The organism is Kitasatospora sp. NPDC001261, assembly GCF_042896795.1.
Taxonomy (GTDB): domain Bacteria; phylum Actinomycetota; class Actinomycetes; order Streptomycetales; family Streptomycetaceae; genus Kitasatospora.
Window position 1 is genome coordinate 391,595 of record NZ_JBIAXP010000001.1, and the last position, 16,490, is coordinate 408,084.

Consider the following 16,490-nt stretch of genomic DNA (forward strand, 5'->3'; position numbering starts at 1 on the left):
GATCCGGCCGGTCCCGGTTCCCCGGCACTGAACTCCCGGAACATCCCGGTCCACTTGGACGATCATGGGCGCATCGATGCCCCATCCCGGAAACGACGGCGGCAAACCTCGGAAAGCGCAAGTCTTGGCAAAGTCCGACTCCGCGCGGACCGGTCCGGTCACGTTGTCCGAAGGGGTGGCGAACAGGCAGGATGGTCGGCTATGACGCACGTGATGGCCAAGGGCGCCAACATCGCACTGCCGGCGGCGGCGGTCCGCGCCGTGCTGCGCTGGAGCGCCACGCCCGGTGCGCCGGACGTGGACGCGTCCGCGCTGCTGCTCGGCGCCTCCGGAAAGGTCCGCTCGGACGCCGACTTCGTCTTCTACAACCAGCCCCGCCACCCCTCCGGCCTGGTCCGCCACCTGCCCAAGCAGCAGACCTCCGGCGGCGCCGAGATCATCGACACGGTCGAGGTCGAACTGGGCAAGCTGCCCGCCGAGGTGGACCGCGTGGTGCTGGCCGGCTCCTCCGAGGGCGGGCCGTTCCGCGCCGTGCCGGGGCTGCGCCTGCTGCTCTTCGACGCCACGGCCGGCGAGGGCGTCCCCGCGCTCGCCGAGTTCGCGATCGACGACGCCGAGAACGTCACCGCCCTGGTCGCGGGCGAGCTGTACCGCCGGTCCGGGGCCTGGAAGTTCCGGGCGATCGGCCAGGGCTACACCTCCGGGCTGATCGGCCTCGCCACCGACTTCGGCATCACCGTGGACGACGAGGCGGAGGCCGACCAGGCCCCCGGCGCCACCCCCGCCCCGTCCGGCGCGTTCGACCCGCGCAGCACCCCGCTGCCGGACCCGCGCTCGACCACCCCCGAGCCGGGCACCTTCACCCTGGCCCCGGCCGTCCCGCAGTCACCGCCCACCCCGGCCCCGGCCACCGCACCGGCCCCGGCCACCGCCGCGAACGCCGCGCCCGCGCCGGCGACCCCGCCGCCGCCCACCGCCCCGCCGACCGTGCCCCCGCCGCCCACCGCTCCCCCGAGCAACCGACCCGGCACCGGCTACGGCTACCCCCAGCAGCCCGGCACGGGGTACGGCTACCCCCAGCAGCAGCCCGCACCGCAGCAGCAGCCCACCGGCGGCTACGGCTACCCGCAACCGGGCACCGGCCAGCAGCCCTACCAGCAGCAGCCGGGCGGTTACGGCTACCCCCAGCAGAACCAGCCCGCGCCGCCGCAGCAGCGCCCCGCCGGCTACGGCTACCCGCAGCCCGGCACCGGCCAGCAGCCGCCCGTCCCACCGCAGCCGCCGACGGCCCAGCCCCCGGCGCCCACCGGCGAGGAGTTCGCGCTGCCCCCGCAGGGCCCGCAGTTCCAGCCCCGCTGACACCCCCGGCGGGGCCGCCGGACGACCCCGGCCCCGCCGCGCGCACCGCCCTCCGCCGTGGAACCGCCGCCCGCACCGCCCTCCGCCGTGGAACCGCCGCGCCCGCCGGCGTCAGTCGCCCTTGTACCCGCGCTGCCACTGCATCCCGAACCCGTACAGCCGGTCGATGTCCGCCTGGAACCCGTTGACGTACCGCACCTCGCGCCGCACCGTCAGCTGGTTGTCCCCCGCGTTCTCGATCAGCACCACCGCGCAGGAGCGCGCCGCCCGGGCCCGCTCCTCCAGCTTGATCTCGATCCGCGGCCCGGTCTGCGGCACGATCGTGACCACCGCGTGCGACTGCTCGAAGGCCGGCGTGCCGTCGTAGATGTAGACGAAGATCAGCAGCCGCTTGAACTTGTCCTTCTTCTCCAGGTTGACGTACATCGTCTCGCCGGACGGCGCCCCGTACTGGTCGTCGCCGCTGAGCTTGATGTACGGCGCGTTCTGGAGGTCGCCGAAGAGCCCGCCGAGCGGCTGCACCACGCCGGTGCTCCCGTCGGAGAGCTCGTACATGCAGGCCAGGTCGAGGTCGACGTTCATCGGCTCGCTGTTCTGCGGCGAATCCGGGTCCTGCGGCCGCAGGATCCGCGGGCTGAAGAACCGCTTGACGGACTCCCGGGCGCTCGGCCGGCGGGAGCCCCCGGCGCTCATCGTCCAGTGCAGGTTGACGTAGAGGTAGCCGGTGGTGGCGGCCGACCCGGTGATCGCGTGCTGCGGAGTCGACTTGGTGAGTATGACCTTGTGCTGACCGCCGGGGTTGTCGAAGGTGTAGCTCTTGTCCCCGCGCAGGTACTCCCAGATCGAGACCATGCCGTCCTCTCCCCCTGCTCCCGCCAGGCGTTCTGACGGTCCGCCGACCAATGATCGGGCATCGGCCCGGCCGTCGGATACCCCGTCCACCCCTCCCCTATCCAACCGGCGGGTCGATTGGCAGGAGGAAGCCGCCCTCCCGTAACATGCCGCCCCTTCGGACGCGATATCGTCTAGCCGCACAGGCGTCCCGTCCGCCCCTGCGCGGGTGCGGCGGGCATGCCGTGCGGCGACGAACCGACCGTCAGGCGGTGCCCGTACAGCGGGCCCTGACCACCTGTGTCGCGCTGTGATCCTGTCCCCTGCGGAAACCCGAGGCCCGACCCGCAATGAACCTGACCTCCATACAGCTGGTCTGGACCGTCATCGGCGGCGCAGCCCTGCTGTTCGTCGCCGTCCTGCTGGCGACGCTGCGTTTCAAGAGCTCGAAGAAGGACGAGTCCGGCGACTCCTGGGAGCGCAGCGAGGAGCGCCGCCGGCGCAAGGAGATGATCTACGGCATCTCCTCGTACACGCTGCTGTTCTGCTGCGCCGGCGTCGCCGCGGCCCTCTCCTTCCACGGCCTGGTCGGCTTCGGCAAGGAGAACCTTGGCCTGTCCGGCGGCTGGGAGTACCTCGTCCCGTTCGGCCTGGACGGCGCCGCGATGTTCTGCTCGGTGCTCGCCGTCCGCGAGGCCAGCCACGGTGACGCCGCGCTCGGCTCGCGCCTGCTGGTCTGGGTGTTCGCGATCGCCTCGGCCTGGTTCAACTGGGTGCACGCCCCGCGCGGCGTGTCGCACGACGGCGCCCCGCAGTTCTTCTCCGGCATGTCGATCTCGGCGGCGATCCTGTTCGACCGCGCGCTGAAGCAGACCCGCAAGGCCGCGCTGCGCGAGCAGGGCCTGGTGCCGCGCCCGCTGCCGCAGATCCGCATCGTCCGCTGGCTGCGCGCCCCGCGCGAGACCTACGCGGCCTGGTCGCTGATGCTGCTGGAGAACGTCCGCAGCCTGGACGAGGCGGTCGAGGAGGTGCGCGAGGAGCGCCAGGCGAAGCTGGACGCCAAGGCCCGCGCCCGCACCGCCGACCGCCGCGAGCGGGCCGAGCTGAAGGCCATCTCGCGCCAGGGCGGCATGCTCGCCCGGGGCCGCGGCGGCCGCCAGGTTCCCGCCCTCACGGCTGCCGGAGACGGCCCGAGCGCTACGGAGCCTGCCCTAGCCGCGGAAACCGACGCCACCACCTCGACCTCCCCGGCCTCCTCGTACGCGGACTCGCACCGGTCCGCCGACTCCTTCGAGCCGGCCGCCCTGGACGCCGGCCGCCGGCCGCGCGCCGCCGTCGGCTCCTCGTACGCGTCCTCCTCGTACGCGTCCTCCGGCACCGGGTCGTCCCGCAGCGACTCGACCATCGACCTGACGGCCGACGACGACACCCTGTCGATGCCGAAGCTGGACTCGCTGGAGCGCAAGCTGCGCGCGATCGAGCAGCAGCTCGGCTGACCGGGCGTCCCCCGGGGACAACCAGGAAGCACGGGAAAGGCCGCCCCCGGGAGACCCCGGGGGCGGCCTTTCCGCTTGTCCTGCGGACCGCGTGGGCGGCTACTTGCCGCTGCCCACCAGCTCCGGTTCCTCGTCCTCGCCGGCGCCCTCGCGCCGGTTGCGCAGGATCGACGAGCCGAGTGCCAGTCCGATGAAGGCGACGCCGATCAGGCCGGTGACGATCTCCGGGATGTGGAACTTGATGCCGACCAGCAGGATCGCCGCCAGCGCGCCGATCGCGTAGTGCGCGCCGTGCTCCAGGTAGACGTAGTCGTCCAGGGTGCCCTTGCGGACCAGGAAGACGGTCAGCGAGCGGATGTACATCGCGCCGATGCCGAGGCCCAGGGTGATCTGGAAGATGTCGCTGGAGATGGCGAACGCGCCGACCACGCCGTCGAAGGAGAACGAGGCGTCCAGGACCTCCAGGTAGAGGAAGAGGAAGAACGCGGCCTTGCCGCCGACCTGCATGATCGACTTGCCGGACTTCTCCGCCTCCTCCTCGCGCTCCTCCTCGGCCTCCAGGCCGGACTCGAAGATCGAGGAGAGGCCGTTGACCGCGAGGTAGGTCACCAGGCCGAGGACGCCGGCGAGCAGAACGGTTTCCGCGTGCTCCCCGGCGAAGAAGTTGGAGGCCAGCAGCAGGGCGACCAGGGCGACGACGGTGGAGAAGGCCTCCAGCTTGCCGACCTTCTCCAGCGGGCGCTCGATCCAGGACAGCCAGTTGTAGTCCTTCTCCCCGAGGATGAAGTCGAGGAAGATCATCAGCAGGAAGACGCCGCCGAAGGCCGCGATGGCCGGGTTGGCCGCCTCCAGGTACTGGCCGTAGGTGAGGCCGTCGTGGGTCTTGTCGGAGTGCAGCGCCAGGTCGATGACCGTCGTGGGGTTGAGCTTCGCGGTGAGGCCGACGACCAGCAGCGGGAAGACCAGGCGCATGCCGAAGACCGCGATGAGCACACCGACGGTCAGGAAGATCTTCTGCCAGTACGGGTTCATCCGCTTCAACACCGTGGCGTTGACCACCGCGTTGTCGAACGACAGGGAGATCTCCAGGATGGAGAGGATCAGCACGATGCCGAAGCCTTGGGCTCCCCAGAGCAGTCCGGCCGCGACCAGGCCGATGGCGGTGATCGCGAGCGACCAGCCGAATGTGCGGAGGAACACGGGAGTTGGCTACCTTTCGGGTTTTGGCCGTGCCGGGGTCGGCCTCGTACCCGAGACGCCCTGACCGGGCCGGGCCCGGTCAGGCCACCCCCGCACTGCCCTCTGTTCTCATGATCGGGTCGGGTGCGATAAGTCCGATTTCCGCCCTTACTGTACGTTCACGCCGAAGTCGAGCGCGATGCCACGCAGGCCGGAGGCGTACCCCTGGCCCACTGCGCGGAACTTCCACTCGCCCGCGTAGCGGTACAGCTCGCCGAAGATCATCGCGGTCTCGCTGGACGCGTCCTCGGACAGGTCGTACCGGGCGATCTCCTGGCCGTCGACCGAGTTGACGACCCGGATGTAGGCGTTGCGGACCTGACCGAAGTTCTGGAGCCGCGCCTCGGCCTCGTAGATCGAGACCGCGAAGATCACCTTGTCGGCCTGCACCGGGACGAGGTCCAGGTTGACCTCGACCACCTCGTCGTCACCCGTGTCGTCGCCGCCGGTGAGGTTGTCGCCCTGGTGCTCCACCGAGCCCTCGGGGCTCTTGAGGTTGTTGTAGAAGACGAAGTACTCGTCACCGAGCACTCGCCCGCCACCGCAGATCAGGGCGCTCGCGTCGAGGTCGAACGGGGCGCCCGTGGTTGAACGGGCGGACCAGCCGAGGCCGATCCGAACCTGCGTCAGGTTCGGCGCGGCCTTGGTGAGCGAGACGTTGCCACCCTTGGCAAGCGTGACCACCATGACGTTCTTCCTCCCTTGCTTCTCCCGGGGCGCCATCCAGGTGTAGTCCCCCGCGGCCCCGGCCGACCGGCTTTGGTCGGCTGAACTTCCTGAACTCACATCCTCGCAGCGCCGCGGACCAGCGCGGCACCGGGTCGGACGAAGCCGGGGCGGGCCCCGGCCCCCGGGGGGGGGGGGCGCCCCCCGGGGCCCGCGCGCCGCCCGCGCCGCCGGGGGCCGGCGCCGCCCCCCCCCCGGCCCCCGGGGGCGCCCGCGGGGGGGGCGCCCCGGCCCCCGGGGGGGCGGGCCCCGCCCCGGGAGAACGGCGCGCAGCCCGCGCCGCAGGGCGCCGGCGACGGCTCAGACGTTGACGCCGAAGTCCTGCGCGATGCCGCGCAGGCCGGAGGCGTAGCCCTGGCCGATGGCGCGGAACTTCCACTCGCTGCCATTGCGGTACAGCTCGCCGAAGACCATCGCGGTCTCGGTGGAGGCGTCCTCGGAGAGGTCGTAGCGGGCCAGCTCCGAGTTGTCGGCCTGGTTCACCACGCGGATGAACGCGTTGCGCACCTGGCCGAAGTTCTGGCTGCGGGTCTCGGCGTCGTAGATCGACACCGGGAAGACGATCTTCTCCACGTCCGCCGGGACGCCGGCCAGGTTGACCTTGATCGCCTCGTCGTCGCCCTCGCCCTCGCCGGTCAGGTTGTCACCGGTGTGCTCGACCGAGCCGTCCGGGCTCTTCAGGTTGTTGAAGAACACGAAGTTGCCGTCCGAGGCGACCTTGCCCTGGGCGTTGCACAGCAGGGCGCTGGCGTCCAGGTCGAAGTCCGCACCGGTGGTGGTCCGGACATCCCAGCCCAGGCCGACGACCACGGCCGTGAGGCCGGGTGCCTCCTTGGTGAGCGAGACGTTGCCGCCCTTGCTGAGGCTGACTCCCACTAGTCCTCCAAGAATCGGGAGGCACGTCCAGTGGTGCCCCCGGTGGTGCGGTCCGGGGCGGCGGGAGGCCGATCGGCCCCCGCGTCCCACCCCGCCAACGGCCCGAGCGTAGTACGGGGTTCCCGCCCGCACCCCTGATCAGGCCGGACACGGCCCCACGGCACCCGGCCGGCGGGCGCCGAAGGGGCCCGGCGGGCGCGCCCGGGACGCGTCCGGGGCCCCCGGCGGGGCCTCAGAGCGCCGCGAGCACCTTCAGGTACTCCTGCTCGTCCCGGGCGTCCGGGAGGCCGTTGACGACGCTCCAGCGCACCGCGCCGGCGGTGTCGACCACGAAGGTGCCGCGCAGCGGGCAGCCCCGCTCCTCGTCGAGGACGCCGTACGCGCGGGCGACCTCGCCGTGCGGCCAGAAGTCGGCCAGCAGCGGGAACTCCAGGCCCTCCCGGTCGGCGAAGACCCGCTGGGAGAACTGGGAGTCGCAGGAGAGCCCGAGCACCTGCACGGTGTCGTTCTGCAGGCCCGCCAGCTCCCGCTGGATCGCGCCCAGCTCGCTGGTGCAGACGCCGGTGAAGGCGAACGGGTAGAAGACCAGGACGACGTTCTTCCGGCCGCGGAAGTCGGAGAGCCGGACGGACTCGCCGTGCTGGTTGCGGAGCTCGAAGTCCGGAGCCTGGGTGCCGACCTCGATGGCCATGAACGGGACCTTTCTGACGCGAGCGCGCCGCGCGGCGGGCGCGGCAGGCCACATCCTCGCATTCGTTTACGGCCGTTCCGCCGAACGGATGAGGCGGGCGGCCGCGGCCCGCCGCGTTCGCCGTCCGCGAACGGGCCGGTCCGGAGCGCCGGCCGGGCCCCGGGCGGGCGGCGGGCATGCAGCGGGCCCCGCCGGAGGGGGTTCCTCCGGCGGGGCCCGGTGCGGGGACTTCAGAGCCCGCTCAGCGCTTTCCGCCGCTCTGCTTCGCCGTGGACTTGGTCGCGAGCCGGGTGGCCGCCCAGTCCTTGACGATGTTGATCGAGCTGGTCTGGGAGAGACCGGCGGTCTTGGCCGAGTCGTTGATGTCGGACGCCTCGATGTGGCCGTCCCGCCCGGTCTTGGGCGTCATCAGCCAGATGAGGCCGCCCTCCGCCAGGTACTCCAGCGCGTCGACGAGGGCGTCGGTGAGGTCCCCGTCGTCGTCGCGGTGCCACAGCAGGACGGCGTCGGCGACGTCGTCGTAGTCCTCGTCGACGAGATCCGTCCCGGTGAGCTCCTCGATGCCTTCGCGGAGGTCCTGGTCAGTGTCTTCGTCGTACCCCAGCTCCTGGATGATCTGGCCCTCTTCGAAGCCGAGACGGGTCGCCGGGTTGGACTTGTCCGCGGGGTCCGCGGTCGCGCTCACGGGAATAACCTCCAGTATTCGGCTCGGCATCCATGCCGAGGCTGTGGCCGTAGTCCACACGGGCGCGGCGGTTCGCGCAAGTACCCGACCCCCGATCCCCTCCAAAGGTTGACGTGTCGCACCGGAACACGCCGTGGGACGTGTCGGGAATCACACCGATTTGCCCTTTTCTGCATGGTCCGAGGATGCTTCGGGTGGTCCCGGCCCACAGGCCGTACGTGTGCCCGAGATGCGAACGGCATTCGGGGTCCGCGCGTGCGCGGGCGTAGAGTCTCCTGTTGGCCCTCACCCCGGCCGCCCGCCATCGGGCGGACGGGACACCAGGTCGGACCACCTCTTTTCGTAACACCCGGGGGTGTGCGGAGCGGACGGAGACGCCCGCACCGCGCACCACCAGACCGGACCGCCCACCGGGCGCGACGGTTACCGATCGGTAGAGATGACGGATCTCCGAGCGCGGTAGCACGATGGAGGCGGCGCGACACACCTCAGTTTCGACCGACAGTGAAGGAACAGCGTGGCTTCCGGATCCGATCGCAACCCGATCATCATTGGCGGCCTTCCGAGTCAGGTCCCGGACTTCGATCCCGAGGAGACCGCGGAATGGCTGGAGTCGCTCGATGCGGCCATCGACGAGCGGGGGCGTGAGCGTGCCCGTTACCTGATGCTGCGGCTGATCGAGCGCGCCCGCGAGAAGCGTGTCGCCGTGCCCGAGATGCGCAGCACGGACTACGTCAACACCATCGCGACCAAGGACGAGCCGTTCTTCCCCGGCAACGAGGAGATCGAGCGGAAGATCCTCAACGCGACCCGGTGGAACGCGGCCGTCATGGTCTCCCGGGCGCAGCGCCCCGGCATCGGCGTCGGTGGCCACATCGCCACCTTCGCCTCCTCCGCGTCGCTCTACGACGTCGGCTTCAACTACTTCTTCCGCGGCAAGGACGCCGAGGGCGAGTCGGGCGACCAGATCTTCTTCCAGGGTCACGCCTCCCCCGGCATCTACGCCCGCGCCTTCCTGCTGGACCGGCTCACCGAGCAGCAGCTCGACGCCTTCCGCCAGGAGAAGTCGAAGGCCCCGTACGGCCTCTCCAGCTACCCGCACCCGCGGCTGATGCCGGACTTCTGGGAGTTCCCGACCGTCTCGATGGGCCTCGGCCCGCTCGGCGCGATCTACCAGGCGCGGATGAACCGCTACCTGGAGCACCGCGGCATCAAGGACACCTCGGACTCGCAGGTCTACGCCTTCCTCGGCGACGGCGAGATGGACGAGCCCGAGTCGCTCGGCCAGCTCTCGCTGGCCGCCCGCGAGGGCCTGGACAACCTGACCTTCGTGGTCAACTGCAACCTGCAGCGCCTGGACGGCCCGGTCCGCGGCAACGGCAAGATCATCCAGGAGCTGGAGTCCCAGTTCCGGGGCGCCGGCTGGAACGTGATCAAGCTGGTCTGGGACCGCTCCTGGGACCCGCTGCTCGCGCAGGACCGCGACGGCGTCCTGGTCAACAAGCTGAACACCACGGTGGACGGCCAGTTCCAGACCTACGCCACCGAGACCGGCCAGTACATCCGCGAGCACTTCTTCGGCGGCGACCTGCGCCTGCGCGCCATGGTCGAGAACATGACCGACCAGCAGATCCAGCACCTGGGTCGCGGCGGCCACGACCACAAGAAGATCTACGCGGCGTTCAAGGCGGCCCGCGAGCACAAGGGCCAGCCGACGGTCATCCTGGCGCAGACGGTCAAGGGCTGGACGCTGGGCCCCAACTTCGAGGGCCGCAACGCCACCCACCAGATGAAGAAGCTGACGGTCGAGGACCTGAAGCGCTTCCGCGACCGGCTGCACCTGCCGATCACCGACAAGCAGCTGGACGAGGGCTACCCGCCCTACTACCACCCGGGCCGCGACTCGGAGGAGATCCAGTACATGCACGACCGCCGGGAGGAGCTCGGCGGCTACGTGCCGACCCGCAAGGTCCGCCCGCGGAAGCTGGAGCTGCCCGGCGACGACGCCTACAAGGCGGTCAAGAAGGGCTCCGGCAACCAGACCATCGCCACCACCATGGCGTTCGTCCGGGTGCTCAAGGACCTCATGCGGGACAAGGGCATCGGCAACCGCTTCGTGCCGATCGCGCCGGACGAGTACCGCACCTTCGGCATGGACTCGCTCTTCCCGTCGGCGAAGATCTACAACCCGCTCGGCCAGACCTACGAGTCGGTCGACCGGGACCTGCTCCTCGCCTACAAGGAGTCGCCGACCGGCCAGATGCTGCACGACGGCATCTCCGAGGCGGGCTGCACCGCCTCGCTGATCGCCGCCGGCTCGTCCTACGCCACCCACGGCGAGCCGCTGATCCCGGTGTACGTCTTCTACTCGATGTTCGGGTTCCAGCGCACCGGCGACCAGTTCTGGCAGATGGCCGACCAGCTGGCCCGCGGCTTCGTGATCGGCGCCACCGCCGGCCGCACCACGCTGACCGGTGAGGGCCTGCAGCACGCCGACGGCCACTCGCACCTGCTGGCCTCGACCAACCCCGGCGTCGTCGCGTACGACCCGGCGTACGGCTTCGAGATCGCGCACATCGTCCAGGACGGTCTGCGGCGGATGTACGGCTCCAGCGCCGAGCACCCGCACGGCGAGGACGTGTTCTACTACATGACCGTCTACAACGAGCCGATCAAGATGCCGGCCGAGCCGGAGAACGTGGACGTCGAGGGCATCCTCAAGGGTCTGCACAGGTACGCGCCGGGCACCGCGGGCCAGATCCCGGCCCAGATCCTCGCCTCCGGCGTGGCCGTGCCGTGGGCCCTGGAGGCCCAGCGCATCCTCGCCGAGGAGTGGAACGTCAAGGCCGACGTCTGGTCCGCGACCTCCTGGAACGAGCTGCGCCGCGACGCGGTGGAGGCCGAGGAGTTCAACCTGCTGCACCCCGAGGAGCAGCAGCGCGTGCCGTACGTCACCCAGAAGCTCCAGGGTGCCGAGGGCCCGGTCGTCGCGGTGTCCGACTGGATGCGCGCGGTGCCGGACCAGATCGCCCGCTGGGTGCCGGGTCAGTACCAGTCGCTGGGCGCCGACGGCTTCGGCTTCGCCGACACCCGTGGCGCGGCCCGTCGCTTCTTCCACATCGACGCGCAGTCGGTCGTCCTGGGTGTGCTCACCGAGCTCGCCAAGCAGGGCAAGATCGACCGCTCGGCCCTGAAGGACGCGATCGACCGCTACCAGCTGCTCGACGTGACCGCGGCCGACCCGGGCGCCGCCGGCGGCGACGCCTGACCGGCCGGTAGGCACTGAGGCACCGAGGGGCCGGACCTCCCGCACGGGGGGTCCGGCCCTTCGCCGTCCGTCGTGTTCTTGACCCTCACACCGGTGTGAGGTCCTAGGCTCGGCGTCATGACCGACGAGACGAGGCCCGGGCCCTCCGGGCGGCACCCCGAACCCGCCGACGGTGCGGGCGAGTTCAACCGGAACGTGATCGCGGAGTTCCGCACCCGGCAGGGGGCCGTCGGCGGCCCGCTCGCCGACGCGCCGGTCCTCCTGCTCACCGTGGTCGGCGCCCGCAGCGGCGAGCCGCGCACCACTCCCCTGGTCTACCTGCCGGACGGCGGGCGGCTGGTGGTCTTCGCCTCCAACGGCGGCAGCGAGCAGGACCCGCTCTGGTACCGCAACCTGGTGGCCCACCCCGAGGTGACCGTCGAGGTCGGCGCCGAGCGCTACCCGGCCCTGGCGGCCCCGGTCGACCCGGCCGAGCACGACGCGCTCTGGGCCCGTCAGATCGCCGCCCAGCCCCAGTTCGCCGGCTACCGCACCACCGCCAGGACCGTCCCGCTGGTGGCCCTCAGCCGCGCCTGACGCACAGGGGCGCCCGCCGCCCGGGCACCACGACGGCCCCGGACTCCGAGGAGTCCGGGGCCGTGGCGTGCGGCGGGGCCGTGGGGCCGTCAGATGTGCACGGACGGGCCCGCGTCGGTGGTGCCGCGGCGGGTGAGCAGGCCGAGCGCGGCGGCGGCGAGGGCCACCACGGAGGCCACCGCGAAGGCGAGCGACATGCCGCTGACGAAAGACTCGTGGACGGCGCCGGCCATCGCGTCCACCGCCTGCTGCGGGGTGCCGGCCGGGGCCGGCGGGGCGATGCCGAGCTGGGCGGCCTGCTTGAGGCCCTCGCCCGCCGCGCCCTCGACCGGCGGCAGGCCGGCCTTCGCCCAGTTGCCCGGCAGCACGTCGCCGACCTTGGCGGCCATCAGCGCGCCCAGCACCGCGGTGCCAAGGCTGCCGCCGACCTGCATCGCGGCCTGCTGGAGGCCGCCGGCCACGCCGGAGAGCTCCAGCGGGGCGTTGCCGACGATCACCTCGGTGGCGCCCACCATGACGGGGCTGATGCCGAGGCCCATCAGGACGAACCAGAGCGACATCACGCCGTTGCCGGAGCCAGTGTCCAGGGTGGACATGCCGTACATCGCGACGGTGGTGATCAGCATCCCGGCCACGATCGGGATGCGCGGGCCCAGCTTCCCGATCGCCAGGCCGGCCAGCGGCGAGCCGACGATCATCATGCCGGTCATCGGCAGCAGGTGGACGCCGGCGTCGACCGGCTTCATCCCGTGCACGTTCTGGAGGTAGAAGGTCACGAAGAAGATCGCGCCGAAGAACGCGAAGGCCATCAGCGCCATCAGCAGCACGCCCGCCGACAGCGGCACCGAGCGGAACAGGCCGAGCGGCACCAGCGGCTCGCGGGCCTTGCCCTGCCAGAGCGCGAACAGCACCATCAGGACCACCGCGCCGCCCAGGAACAGCAGCGTCCGCCCGTCGCCCCAGCCCCACTCGGGGGCCTTGATGATGCCGAAGACCAGCGCGAACATCCCCACCGAGAGCAGCGCGATGCCGGGCAGGTCGAAGGACTTGGCGGCCTTCTCGGCGCGGACGTCCCGCAGGATCCACAGGCCCAGCGCCAGCGCGATCAGGCCGACCGGGACGTTGATGAAGAACACCGACTCCCAGTTGACGTGCTCGACCAGCAGGCCGCCGACGATCGGGCCGGCCGCGGTGGAGGCGCCGATCACGCCGCCCCAGATGCCGATCGCCATGTTGAGCCGCTCGGCCGGGAAGGCCCCGCGCAGCAGGCCGAGCGCGGCCGGCTGGAGCAGCGCGCCGAACAGGCCCTGGAGCACCCGGAAGGCGATCACGGTCTGGATGTTGCCGGCGAAGCCGATCGCGGCCGAGGTCACGGCGAAGCCCACCGCGCCGACCAGGAAGGTGGCCTTGTGGCCGAAGCGGTCGCCGATCTTGCCGGCGGTGACCAGGAAGACCGCCAGGGCCAGCAGGTAGCCGCTGGTGACCCACTGGATCTCGGCGGGCGCCGCGTGCAGCTTCTCCTGGATCACCGGGTTGGCGATGGCGACGATCGTGCCGTCCAGCGCGACCATCATGACGCCGACCGCGACGGTCAGCAGGGTCAGCCAGGGGTGCCCCTTGAGGCCGCCCCCCGACGGCGGGTTCGGCGGCGGCGGTGCGTCCGCCTCGGAGTTCTTCACGACGGACTGGCTCATCAGGGCCCTCCGGGGGCGTGGCTGGGGTGCAGGACGTGGTCGTGGCGCCCCGGCCCACCCGTCCCCACAGGTGCCCCGGCCCGACGGGCGCCACCTCGGCAGATTATGTCAGCCGCTGACATTCGGCAAACAGTGACTTCTGGCCATAACTGACATTTGTCAGAGCGCTAGGATCGTGCTCCCACCGCCGTACCCAGCCCTCCGGAAGGCCCCTGCTCATGGCCGCTCACACCCCCCGCACCACCGACGCCCCGGAGGGCCCCGGGCGCACCCCCGGACTGCGCGAGCGCAAGAAGCAGCAGACCCGGTACGCCCTGATCCAGGCCGCCCACGTGCTCTTCCTCCGGCAGGGCTTCGCCCGGACGACCGTCGACGAGATCGCCTCCGCCGTCGACGTCTCCCAGCGCACCTTCTTCCGCTACTTCGCCAACAAGGACGAGGTCGCGCTCGCCGTGATGGCCGTGGCCGAGGACTACTTCATGGAGTGCCTGCGCCACCGCCCGGCCGAGGAGACCCCGCTCCAGGCCCTGCGCGCCTCGATCGTCAAGGCCTGGCACGACCTCGGCAGCGAGGAGGCCGCCGGCCCCGGCTCGATCCACAGCGCCCTCGAACTCATGCGGATGATCGAGGAGACGCCCCCGCTGCTCGCCGCCCACCTGCGGCGGGTCAACGAGCAGGAGCGGCTGGTCGTCCGGGTGCTCGCCGAGCGCGAGGGCCTGGACCCGGCCGAGGACCTGCGCCCGGCCGTGCTCGCCGCCGTCTTCGGCGGACTGCTGCGCCTGGCCCACCTCTCCTGGAGCGCCGAGCACGAGCCGGCCGGCCCCGAGGGCATGGTCGCGGTGATCGAGCGTCACTTCGACCAGCTCGGCCCGGCCCTGGCCGGCCACTGGCACGACCGCGCGTAGTACCCGGCCGCGCACCCGCGTCATACCGGGGTATCACCCGGTACCCCGGTAGCACCCGGAAAATCGGGCTCCGGTGCGACGCCCGGCGGGGCCCCGCCCTCCTAGGCTGGCGCGCGATGAAGAACCTCACCGCCGCCGAGCTCCGCCCGCACGCCCTGCGCCTGCTGGGCACCTTCCGACACCACCTGACCACCCCGAGCGGCGGCCACACCCCGCTGCTCGGAACGTCGCCCCGGCGCTGGGTGCGCCGGCTGCCGTACGCCGTCGTCCTGATCATGCTGTCCTCGCTGATCCCCGCCGGGATCGCCACCCTGGTCGGCTTCTTCGGCCTGGTGCTCCCGGTGGCCGGCGCGCTCACCGTCGCCCAGACGGTGCCGCTGCTGCTCGCCATCACCCGGCCCCTGGCCGCCTGGTGGATCAGCGCGGGCACCCTGGTCGCCACCGCCACCATCACCGCCCGGTACGACCAGGACGGCGGCACCTGGCCGTGGACCGCGCCGATGATCCTCTCGTACCTCTTCCTGCTGATCGCCCTGGCGCTGCGGGAGAGCCGGGCCACCCTGCTCTCGGTCTGGCTCGCCACCATCGCGCTCACCGCGCTCACCACCACGCTCGGCCTGCCCCGCTCCGGCGACGGCACCACCATGCTGCTGATCGCGCTCAGCGGCGCCGTGCTGCTGCTCGGCTGGGCCGTCCGGGACCGCGCCGAGGCGCGCCGGCTGCTCAGCGAGCAGGAGCAGATCAGCGAGGTCGAACGTGAACGCCGCACCCTGCTGGAGGAACGCGCCCGGATCGCACGGGAGTTGCACGACGTGGTCGCGCACCACATGTCGGTCATCGCGGTGCAGGCCGCCAGCGCGCCGTACCGGATCACCGGGGTGCCGGACGAGGCCGCCGAGGAGTTCACCGCGATAGCCGGCACCGCCCGCGAGTCGCTGGCCGAGATGCGCCGGCTGCTCGGCGTGCTGCGCAGCGAGGAGTCCGGCGGGGAGCGGGCCCCGCAGCCCGGGGTGGGCCAACTCGCCCAGCTGGTCGAGACGGTGGGCCGGGCCGGGGTGCCTGCCGAACTGACCGTGGAACCGGGCCTGGTGGACCTGCTGGACCAGGCACCGCAGGCCGTCGGCCTGTCCGCCTACCGGATCGTGCAGGAGGCGCTGGCCAACGTGGTGCGGCACGCCCCCGGCGCGCGGGCCTGGGTGTCGCTGAGCACGGACGGCCCGGCGCTGCTGGTGACGGTGGTCAACGCGCCCCCGCCGCAGCGCACCGAGTCGCTGGAGGCCTCGGTCGAGGGCACCGGGCAGGGGCTGGTCGGAATGCGTGAACGCGTCCGGTTGGTCGATGGCAGGCTGGACACCGGCCCGTTGCCGGACGGCGGCTTCAAGGTGGCCGCCGTCCTGCCCGTCGACCGCCCCGACACCGACACCCCCCAGGAGACCACCGCATGACCATCCGCGTGATCATCGTCGACGACCAGGCCATGGTGCGCGCGGGCTTCGCGGCCCTGCTCAACGCCCAGAGCGACATCGACGTGGTGGGGGACGCGGCGGACGGCGCCCAGGCCCTGGAGGTCAACGGCCGCACCCACCCGGACCTGGTGCTGATGGACGTCCGGATGCCCGTCATGGACGGCCTGGAGGCGGCCCGGCGGCTGCTCGAACCGGCCGTGCCCGGCGCCCACCGGCCCAAGGTGCTGATGCTGACCACCTTCGACGTGGACGACTACGTGTACGAGGCGCTGCGCGCCGGGGCCAGCGGCTTCCTGCTCAAGGACGCCCCGCCGGCCGACCTGATCGCCGCGGTCCGGGTGGTCGCGGCCGGCGAGGCGCTGCTCGCCCCCTCGGTGACCCGCCGGCTGATCGAGGACTTCGCCCGCACCCGCCCGGCCAGGCGCCGCGACCCCAAGGTGCGGCTCAACGGCCTGACCCCGCGCGAGACCGAGGTGCTGGAGCTGATCGCCCGCGGCCTGTCCAACCAGGAGATAGCCGCCGGGCTGGTGCTCGCCGAGCAGACCGTCAAGACCCACATCGGGCGCATCCTCGCCAAGCTCGGCCTGCACAACCGCGCCCAGGCGGTGATCCTGGCCTACGAGTCCGGCCTGGTGACACCGGGTCAGTAACCGGCAGCTGTTCGCCCGCTCGCCTCCG

At 71.8% G+C, this 16,490-nt stretch carries 14 protein-coding genes; 7 read left to right on the forward strand and 7 right to left on the reverse strand.

What is annotated here, in order from left to right:
• Positions 1-201: 201 nt before the first annotated feature.
• Positions 202-1,359 carry a TerD family protein gene (locus ACFY4B_RS01780; RefSeq protein ID WP_387966218.1) on the forward strand — a complete coding sequence of 386 codons (1,158 nt, stop codon included), beginning with the start codon at positions 202-204 and terminating at the stop codon, positions 1,357-1,359.
• Between the two features lie 111 nt (positions 1,360-1,470).
• Here ACFY4B_RS01780 and ACFY4B_RS01785 read toward each other — a convergent pair whose 3' ends face one another.
• Positions 1,471-2,211, reverse strand: coding sequence for a Tellurium resistance (locus tag ACFY4B_RS01785; RefSeq protein WP_049652604.1), 741 nt, complete (start codon positions 2,209-2,211; stop codon positions 1,471-1,473).
• A 329-nt stretch (positions 2,212-2,540) separates the two neighbouring features.
• Here ACFY4B_RS01785 and ACFY4B_RS01790 point away from each other — a divergent pair, with 329 nt between their 5' ends.
• On the forward strand, positions 2,541-3,686 hold the full coding sequence (locus tag ACFY4B_RS01790; RefSeq protein ID WP_049652606.1) for a DUF2637 domain-containing protein: 1,146 nt from the start codon (positions 2,541-2,543) through the stop codon (positions 3,684-3,686).
• 99 nt (positions 3,687-3,785) lie between these two features.
• Here ACFY4B_RS01790 and ACFY4B_RS01795 read toward each other — a convergent pair whose 3' ends face one another.
• The 5 genes from ACFY4B_RS01795 to ACFY4B_RS01815 form a co-directional block, all read right to left on the reverse strand.
• On the reverse strand, positions 3,786-4,886 hold the full coding sequence (locus ACFY4B_RS01795) for a DUF475 domain-containing protein (RefSeq protein ID WP_049652607.1): 1,101 nt from the start codon (positions 4,884-4,886) through the stop codon (positions 3,786-3,788).
• Between the two features lie 147 nt (positions 4,887-5,033).
• On the reverse strand, positions 5,034-5,612 hold the full coding sequence (locus ACFY4B_RS01800) for a TerD family protein (RefSeq protein WP_049652609.1): 579 nt from the start codon (positions 5,610-5,612) through the stop codon (positions 5,034-5,036).
• 339 nt (positions 5,613-5,951) lie between these two features.
• Positions 5,952-6,527 carry a TerD family protein gene (locus tag ACFY4B_RS01805; RefSeq protein ID WP_074000774.1) on the reverse strand — a complete coding sequence of 192 codons (576 nt, stop codon included), beginning with the start codon at positions 6,525-6,527 and terminating at the stop codon, positions 5,952-5,954.
• Positions 6,528-6,759: 232 nt separating this feature from the next.
• On the reverse strand, positions 6,760-7,218 hold the full coding sequence (locus ACFY4B_RS01810; RefSeq protein WP_387966219.1) for a peroxiredoxin: 459 nt from the start codon (positions 7,216-7,218) through the stop codon (positions 6,760-6,762).
• Positions 7,219-7,459: 241 nt separating this feature from the next.
• Positions 7,460-7,903: a DUF3052 domain-containing protein gene (locus ACFY4B_RS01815; RefSeq protein ID WP_049652614.1), complete on the reverse strand. Its 444-nt coding sequence runs from the start codon at positions 7,901-7,903 to the stop codon at positions 7,460-7,462.
• Between the two features lie 517 nt (positions 7,904-8,420).
• Here ACFY4B_RS01815 and aceE point away from each other — a divergent pair.
• Positions 8,421-11,171 carry a pyruvate dehydrogenase (acetyl-transferring), homodimeric type gene (aceE, locus tag ACFY4B_RS01820; protein ID WP_074000772.1) on the forward strand — a complete coding sequence of 917 codons (2,751 nt, stop codon included), beginning with the start codon at positions 8,421-8,423 and terminating at the stop codon, positions 11,169-11,171.
• 117 nt (positions 11,172-11,288) lie between these two features.
• Positions 11,289-11,747, forward strand: a complete 459-nt coding sequence (locus tag ACFY4B_RS01825) for a nitroreductase/quinone reductase family protein (RefSeq protein WP_079271734.1) — start codon at positions 11,289-11,291, stop codon at positions 11,745-11,747.
• An 89-nt stretch (positions 11,748-11,836) separates the two neighbouring features.
• On the opposite strand, the gene ACFY4B_RS01830 is transcribed toward ACFY4B_RS01825, so the two are convergent.
• A complete protein-coding gene (locus tag ACFY4B_RS01830; protein WP_369808305.1) occupies positions 11,837-13,426 on the reverse strand; it encodes an MFS transporter in 1,590 nt (529 codons plus the stop codon).
• 233 nt (positions 13,427-13,659) lie between these two features.
• On the opposite strand from ACFY4B_RS01830, the gene ACFY4B_RS01835 reads away from it, so the two are divergent.
• The 3 genes from ACFY4B_RS01835 (at position 13,660) to ACFY4B_RS01845 (ending at position 16,462) form a co-directional block, all read left to right on the forward strand.
• Positions 13,660-14,346: a TetR/AcrR family transcriptional regulator gene (locus ACFY4B_RS01835; protein ID WP_074000770.1), complete on the forward strand. Its 687-nt coding sequence runs from the start codon at positions 13,660-13,662 to the stop codon at positions 14,344-14,346.
• A gap of 116 nt (positions 14,347-14,462) precedes the next feature.
• The gene (locus ACFY4B_RS01840) at positions 14,463-15,791 is read left to right on the forward strand and encodes a sensor histidine kinase (RefSeq protein ID WP_387966220.1); all 1,329 of its coding nucleotides are present in this window, start codon (positions 14,463-14,465) and stop codon (positions 15,789-15,791) included.
• On the forward strand, positions 15,788-16,462 hold the full coding sequence (locus ACFY4B_RS01845) for a response regulator transcription factor (RefSeq protein WP_049652627.1): 675 nt from the start codon (positions 15,788-15,790) through the stop codon (positions 16,460-16,462). The genes ACFY4B_RS01840 and ACFY4B_RS01845 overlap by 4 nt, the downstream gene beginning before the upstream one ends.
• Positions 16,463-16,490: the final 28 nt, after the last annotated feature.